The 6,942-nt window shown below is 61.5% G+C and carries 6 protein-coding genes; 5 read left to right on the forward strand and 1 reads right to left on the reverse strand.

The window, feature by feature from the left end; all coding sequences use genetic code 11:
• The first annotated feature begins 28 nt into the window (after window positions 1-28).
• The 5 genes from O6929_01210 (at window position 29) to O6929_01230 (ending at window position 5,223) form a co-directional block, all read left to right on the forward strand.
• Window positions 29-1,258, forward strand: coding sequence for a molybdopterin molybdotransferase MoeA (locus O6929_01210; protein MCZ6479014.1), 1,230 nt, complete (start codon window positions 29-31; stop codon window positions 1,256-1,258).
• A gap of 2 nt (window positions 1,259-1,260) precedes the next feature.
• Window positions 1,261-3,180 (forward strand): molybdopterin biosynthesis protein, encoded by a 1,920-nt coding sequence (locus O6929_01215; protein ID MCZ6479015.1) that lies wholly within the window; start codon window positions 1,261-1,263, stop codon window positions 3,178-3,180.
• A 133-nt stretch (window positions 3,181-3,313) separates the two neighbouring features.
• Window positions 3,314-3,844: a YIP1 family protein gene (locus tag O6929_01220; GenBank protein ID MCZ6479016.1), complete on the forward strand. Its 531-nt coding sequence runs from the start codon at window positions 3,314-3,316 to the stop codon at window positions 3,842-3,844.
• A gap of 151 nt (window positions 3,845-3,995) precedes the next feature.
• Window positions 3,996-4,160: a hypothetical protein gene (locus tag O6929_01225; protein MCZ6479017.1), complete on the forward strand. Its 165-nt coding sequence runs from the start codon at window positions 3,996-3,998 to the stop codon at window positions 4,158-4,160.
• A gap of 142 nt (window positions 4,161-4,302) precedes the next feature.
• Window positions 4,303-5,223: a mechanosensitive ion channel family protein gene (locus tag O6929_01230; protein ID MCZ6479018.1), complete on the forward strand. Its 921-nt coding sequence runs from the start codon at window positions 4,303-4,305 to the stop codon at window positions 5,221-5,223.
• 85 nt (window positions 5,224-5,308) lie between these two features.
• Here O6929_01230 and O6929_01235 read toward each other — a convergent pair.
• Window positions 5,309-6,942, reverse strand: a 1,634-nt coding sequence (locus O6929_01235; GenBank protein MCZ6479019.1) for a hypothetical protein, incomplete at its 5' end; no start/stop codon positions are given.

Consider the following 6,942-nt stretch of genomic DNA (forward strand, 5'->3'; position numbering starts at 1 on the left):
TAATCACAGCAAAATGCCGAGGTACGCGATGACCGAGCTCTTCCAAGTCTTGACCCCAGCGGAGGCCCTTGACCGGCTCCTCGAAGGTCTCCCAACCATAAAAGAGACGGAAGAAATTCCGGTTCAGGAGGCCCTGGGTCGGGTCTTGGCTGCAAACATTCTATCGCCGGCTCAACTTCCGACCTTTCCCCGCTCCAACATGGATGGGTATGCCGTCCGCGCCCAGGATACCTTTGGGGCGAGCGATGGGCTACCGGCGTATCTGAAAGTAAGTGGGGAGGTCCCTATGGGACAGGCCCCCGAGGTGCAGGTTCGTCCCGGGGAGGTGGTGAGGATTCCAACGGGTGCAATAATCCCCGAAGGGGCCGATGCGGTGGTCATGGTGGAGCACACTCAGGTAGTGGACCCGACGATGATAGAGGTCTACCGACCGGTGGCACCCGGCGAGAACGTGGTCCAGGTCGGCGAGGACATCAAACACGGCGAGCGCCTCCTGCCCAGGGGGCATTGCCTTCGCCCCCAGGACGTGGGAGGACTATTGGGGATTGGGATCCTCACGGTATCCGTTGTCCGCCGGCCTCGCGTCATGATCATCGCGACCGGCGATGAAGTGGTTTCGCCCGATGTCGAGCCCGACCCTGGACAGATCCGGGACATCAACACGTACATCATCGCCACCTTGGTCCTCCAGGCCGGAGGCATTCCGCACCCGCTCGGGATCATCAGGGATGATTATGACGCCTTACGGGAGGCTGCGGAACGAGGCATTGATCACGGGGATGTCCTGGTCGTGTCGGCCGGCAGCTCGGTCAGCACGCGGGATATGACCTCAGCGGTCATTGGGGAGCTGGGGAAGCCTGGCGTCCTGGTGCATGGGGTGGCGCTGAAGCCAGGCAAGCCCACGATCCTGGCGGTCTGCAGGGGCAAGTCGGCCTTCGGCCTTCCGGGCAATCCCGTCTCCACCTTTGTCACCTTCGAACTCTTTGTCCGCCCGGCCCTCTACCACCTTGTGGGGACGGCGCCGCCGCCGCGGGTCACGGTGCAAGCCCGCCTCACCAGAAACATTGCCTCCACCTTTGGTCGAGAGGACTATGTCCCGGTCCGGCTGCTCGAGGAGGAAGGGGAGTTGCTGGCCGAGCCGGTCTACGGCAAGTCCAATCTGATCTACATTTTGGTGAAAGCGCACGGCCTGGTCGTCATCCCATTAGACGTTGGTGGCCTGTCGGCGGGCCAGACGGTCGCGGTGCGACGGTTCTAGCCATGGCGAGACGCAAAGTCTATCTGGAACCGATTCCCTTGGACGAGGCGCTCCAGAAATTCTATGGTGCGCTCGAGGCGCGGGGGCTGCTCACGCCTTTGCCCGGCGAGGTGGTCCCGGTCGAAGAGGCCCTGGGGTGCGTGACCGCCAAACCGGTCTGGGCTTCGCTTTCAAACCCCCATTACAATGCGGCGGCCATGGATGGCATCGCGGTCAGGGCGGAAGACACCCGAGGCGCGTCTGAAACGAACCCGGTTCTGTTGCGGGCGCGTGAGCAGTTTCAGTGGGTCGATACAGGGGACCCGATTCTTCCTCCTTTCACCGCCGTCATTATGCAGGAATACCTCTATCCGGTCAGCGAGGATGAGATCGAAATCCAGGCCCCGGTGGCGCCATGGCACCATGTGCGGGCTATGGGGGAAGACATGGTCGCGGGGGAGTTGATCCTTCCCGAGGGGCATATCTTGACACCGACGGATCTGGGGGCCATTGCCGGATGCGGTCTGAATCAGGTCACGGTCCGCCGGAAACCCCGAGTCGCCGTCATTCCCACGGGAAGCGAGCTGGTTCCGCCGGCAACGTCCGTGAAGCCGGGAGACATCATCGAATTCAACTCCCTGATGCTGGCCGGGATGATTCAGGAATGGGGAGGAGAAGCAAAGCGGTACGGGATAGTTCCCGACGATTTCCACACGATCAGCGCCACCGTGGAGGAAGCGGTTGCGACCCACGACGTGGTCGTCATCAATGCGGGTTCCTCTGCAGGATCCGAGGACTTTACCGCGCCCGTCGTCAAGGAACTGGGAGAGCTGCTCGTCCACGGGATTGCTATCCGTCCCGGCCACCCGGTCGTCCTCGGGATCGTGCGGGACACACCCGTCATCGGGATTCCGGGGTATCCCGTCTCGACGGTCATTACCTGTGATCTCCTGGTGAAGCCGATCCTCTACCGCCTCCGTGCGACGGCGGTTCCAGAACGGCCAACACTCCAAGCCACCATTACCCGAAAAGTTCTTTCTCCCCTGGGCGAGGATGAATTCCTGCGGGTCAAGTTGGGGAAGGTGGGGGACAAGGTCGTGGCGACTCCCCTCTCTCGAGGGGCGGGGGTGATCATGTCTTTAGTCCGGGCCGATGGCATCGTCCGGATTCCCCGCTTCTCCGAAGGGATCCATCCGGGGGCCTCCGTCACCGTGGAACTGCTGCGTCGACCTGAGGAGATCGAGAAGACCATTGTTGCCATCGGCAGCCACGATCTCACCCTCGATCTGTTGGCCAATCTCCTCCGGCGCCAAGATCCCACCCTCCATCTCTCGTCCATGAATGTGGGGAGTCTGGCTGGACTGTCAGCCCTGAAACGGGCGGAAGCCCACATGGCCGGCTCCCACCTCTTGGACGAGGAGACGGGGGAGTATAACCTCCCCTACGTCGAGCGCATGCTGACGGATGAGCCGGTGGTCGTGCTGACGCTGGTTCATAGGGACCAAGGGCTGATCCTCCCGAGGGGAAACCCCAAGCGAATCAACACGCTGCAGGATCTGACCCGGCAGGACGTGACCTTCGTCAACCGGCAGAAGGGGGCAGGGACCCGGATACTTTTGGATTATAAGTTGAAGGAGCTCGGGATCGATCCGACGAAGATCATCGGCTATGACCGGGTGGAGTTCACCCATCTGGCCGTGGCCGCCGCGGTCAAAGCGGAGGTGGCGGACGTGGGATTGGGCATCCTGGCTGCCGCGCGGGCTCTTGATCTGGACTTCATTCCTCTCCTGAAGGAGCGTTATGATCTCATCATTCCTGAATCGTATTACCGGAGCCCTCTCCTGAACCCCCTCCTCGACATCATCGCCAGCGAGGAGTTCAAAAAGGAGGTCGAGGCCCTCGGCGGCTACGATACCTCGGACACCGGTCGAGTCGTGACATAGCCTGGTGAGAAACCGGGCTTCGAATGGTCCGTCCACTGTCCACGGGTAATGGCCTAGCGTTCTCACGTCCAGGTTTCGATTGTTGGGCAAGATCAGAGCAGATCCCTCGAAGTATAACGAAACGGAGGAACAGATGGCGAGTTTTGCCGACCGGATGATCCGGGCTGCCAAGCTGGATGTAAACCTGTATGAAGAGGTCGAAGCCGATAAGTCAGCGATGGGCCAGGCCATGGGGGTGGTGGTCCTCTCCAGTGTCGCCGCCGGGGTGGGCAGTGGAGAGCTTGGTGTTGGGGGGATTGTGGGTGTAACGATCGCGGCCCTCATCGGATGGTATATTTGGGCGTTTCTCACCTACATGATCGGTACGAAACTTCTTCCCGAGCCTCAGACCCGGGCCGACGTGGGTGAGTTGTTGCGCACCATTGGCTTTTCCACCTCCCCGGGACTGATCCGCGTCTTGGGGATCGTTCCACCCCTGGCCGGGATCGTCTTTTTCGTGGCTTCGATCTGGATGCTCGTCGCCATGGTGATCGCGGTGAGGCAAGCGCTCGATTATAGCGGGACGGGGCGGGCGGTGGGTGTCTGCGCTATTGGATGGATCGTGTATGTGCTGATTGTCGGATTATTAATTTCCATGCTGGGGGGAGGAGCGCCGCCGGCTTAGGTCTGTTACACTGCCACGCCGCACGCTCCGCCTGACCGCGACAGGCCTGGCCAGGGAAGACATCGCCGCTGCCTTGACAGGGTCAGGGGCCTGTGGTAGAGAACGACCGCGGAGAACGGCCATGCCCATAGCTCCCGGTGAATTCCAACGCATGAGAGACGAGGAGCTGCGCCGCGCTCTCGCCCACCGCCAAGTTCGCCGGGAGCGCTGGAGACGGCGGCTGCCCTGGCTGCTCCTGGGAGTCGCCACCCTCCTCACCTTAGCCCTCTTTGGACCCTCCCTATTCTCCTTCTTGCTGGCTTTGGCCGCCGGCTAACGGGGATCTGCTCTGTTTTCACCCCCTCACCTTGGTTGAGAGTCGACCACTCTGCCCAAATGGGTGCGAACGTAATGGAGGTGCGATTGCTCCTGATTGATGAGAAGAGTGCTCATTTCACCTGGAAAGGAGGGAGAATGCAATGACGGGAGTCTCCATGGAGAAACTTACACCGTTGCTCCTCAGCACCGGAGCAGCCGCGCTCCGCATAGGGTTAATCCTCATTGCGGGCTATGTCGGCGCCCGCGTTCTCCGGCTTGGCCTAGGTCGTCTCGAGTCGGCGCTCATTACAGCGGGAGAGAGGACCGAGGCTGTTCCCGGGGCAGCGAAAAAACGGGTAACGACATTGGTGGGCCTGCTCCGCACGATCGCGATCGTCGGCCTGTGGGCGGTGGTTGTAATCATTACGCTGGAGCAGATCGGGTTGAACATCACCCCGATCCTGGCCGGTGCCGGGATTATCGGGCTGGCCGTAGGCTTTGGCGCGCAGAACCTCGTCCGCGACCTGATCAGCGGATTCTTCATGGTGCTGGAAGACCAGGTGCGGGTCGGCGATGTCGCTATCGTCAACGGGACAGGGGGGCTCGTCGAGGCGATCTCCTTCCGAACCATCGTGCTTCGGGACCTTTCGGGGGTTGTCCACATCTTTCCTAACGGCACGATCAATACGCTGTCCAACATGACGAAGGTGTGGTCGGGTTATGTCATGGATGTGGGCGTGGCGTACAAGGAGGACACCAACCACGTCGTCGAGGTCATGCGGCGCGTGGGCGATGAGCTGCGACAGGATCCTGACCTAGGCCCGAAGATCCTGGAACCTATTGAGGTTTTTGGGGTGGATGACTTCGCGGATTCCGCAGTGGTTATAAAGGCTCGGCTCAAGACGCATCCGATTCAACAGTGGGGCGTGGGGCGGGAGTATCGCCGCCGGCTGAAGAAGGCCTTTGACGCCGAGGGGATCGAGATTCCCTTCCCTCATCGCTCGATCTATGTGGGGGAGGCAACCAAACCGTTCCAGGTGCAGTTGAAGGAAGCGGCGGCCACATCGGGCACGGGGGAATAGCGGGCGGGAGGCCTCGACACGAGCTTATCTTACACGAGACACCGGTGGACAGATTGCGGTGGCTTTACGCTCTTGGTTGTGGCCTTTAGATTTCGCGCCAGGAGAGGATCTTGACGATGTTGAATGCCTGTCCCCCTGGCATGCCGGGGGGAAGGTACTTCACGAGATTGGGCATCTGGTAGAGACGGGGGACCTGGGCCCCCAAATCAAAGAACCGGGTGACGACCGCTCCGACCACCTGGTATTGCTTTGTGATCGAGACCTGGTTTTCAGCAAAGACCGCGGCCGCGACGTTGTTTTGCGATTGCTTCATGACGATCCGGTCCTTCGCGAGCAGGCCGAGCGTGTCGACGGTCGGGTAGATCCCGATCGGCAGCAAATTGCTATTGACCGTGATGCTGACCTCGTGGGCCCCGGCGGTGCTATCGTCACTCCAATTGGCCCCCGCCTTCTTGGCGTACAGGGTCCCTCCGACCCCCGCGGTGGTGTAGTTGATTGTTGGGATCTTTTGCCCCCCGGTGCCCCCCAGGATGATCTCGCCGGGGACCCGAATGATCCCCTGCACGGTCAAAATCCTGTTGACGTTGTCATAGGTTATCAGGTTGGGCCCGTCGGTGATGGGGCCGAAGCCGGGCGTGTTTTTAAAGATCGTCAGATCGGTGCCATTCGTCGCTCCGGGGGGGAGGAACGGAGTGGGATCAAACGAATTGGCATCCAGCCAGTCCTCGTAGTTTGCGCAGCAGACATCGGGGGAAGGGCCGGTCAGGGAGGGGAACGAGATGTTGTGGTCGGCGGGGAGGTCGTACTTGGCGTACAGCCCATTGTCCGAGTAGACGTATTGGTCGCCAAAGGACCCGGCGAAGCCGTACTCGGTGTAGGTGCCGTCGATCCGCCGCTTGATCCCCGCTGGAATGGGATTGCCGTCAACATCGACATCGGCCGTACCATTCCCCGCCCGGGCATCGCCGCTGTTCATCTCGATCTGCCCCTCCTTCACCCTGATCTCCGCATCCAGCGTTGCGGGATTGGCATTCGGGAGCTTCCCCACGAAGACCGGGTCGAGGCCGTTATACCAGTTGAAGATGCCGCTCCCCCCGCCGAAGTCGGCCGCGGTCCCGGCAGGCCCGAGGCCCTGACCCAGGATGTGGACCGAGCCGGCAATCAATGCGTTGCCGTTGATCCGCATCCCTGTCCCGCCGCCCCCGGCGAAGACCGCGTTATTCCAGACGGACAGGGGACGCACCTCCACCCGCACATCCACCGTCTTCCGGCTCTGCAGCGGCCCGGTCCCCTCAGCCCGAATGGTCATCTTGTTGCTGTTCAGCAGCCCGAGCTTGAGGGTATACGTGGAGCCGTCCCCGTAGGTGTCGACATTGACATTGGTGTAGAGCGTCTGAAAGAAAATGTCGTCGGCCGGGTACGGGGGGACGATCATGGGCTCGGCGGGGATGGGGCCGCCGAGGTCGTAACACCGCTGCTGCGGTGGGGTTCCCTGCCAGGTGATCGTGGCCGCGCAGTCGATCGGCGTGCCCCCGGCGACGGGCGTGGGAGAGGCAAAGTACTGGTTGGTGATGCCGTCGAGGTCAAAGTCGGCGTCGTACTTGATGTCACGGCGGGCCCGTTCCACGGCCATTTCGGCCACGTAGAGGGCACGGGTGGCGTTCTTGTCGTTAAAGGCAATCTGGGTCTCGGTCATGGAGAGGGTCATGAAAATCGGCC

The organism is Candidatus Methylomirabilota bacterium (assembly GCA_027293415.1).
Classification (GTDB): domain Bacteria; phylum Methylomirabilota; class Methylomirabilia; order Methylomirabilales; family CSP1-5; genus CSP1-5.

Coding starts and splice junctions, on each gene's coding strand:
- O6929_01230 (MCZ6479018.1), top strand. CDS start 4,303: ATGACGGGAGTCTCCATGGAGAAACTTACACCGTTGCTCCTCAGCACC.
- O6929_01210 (MCZ6479014.1), top strand. CDS start 29: ATGACCGAGCTCTTCCAAGTCTTGACCCCAGCGGAGGCCCTTGACCGG.
- O6929_01215 (MCZ6479015.1), top strand. CDS start 1,261: ATGGCGAGACGCAAAGTCTATCTGGAACCGATTCCCTTGGACGAGGCG.
- O6929_01220 (MCZ6479016.1), top strand. CDS start 3,314: ATGGCGAGTTTTGCCGACCGGATGATCCGGGCTGCCAAGCTGGATGTA.
- O6929_01225 (MCZ6479017.1), top strand. CDS start 3,996: ATGAGAGACGAGGAGCTGCGCCGCGCTCTCGCCCACCGCCAAGTTCGC.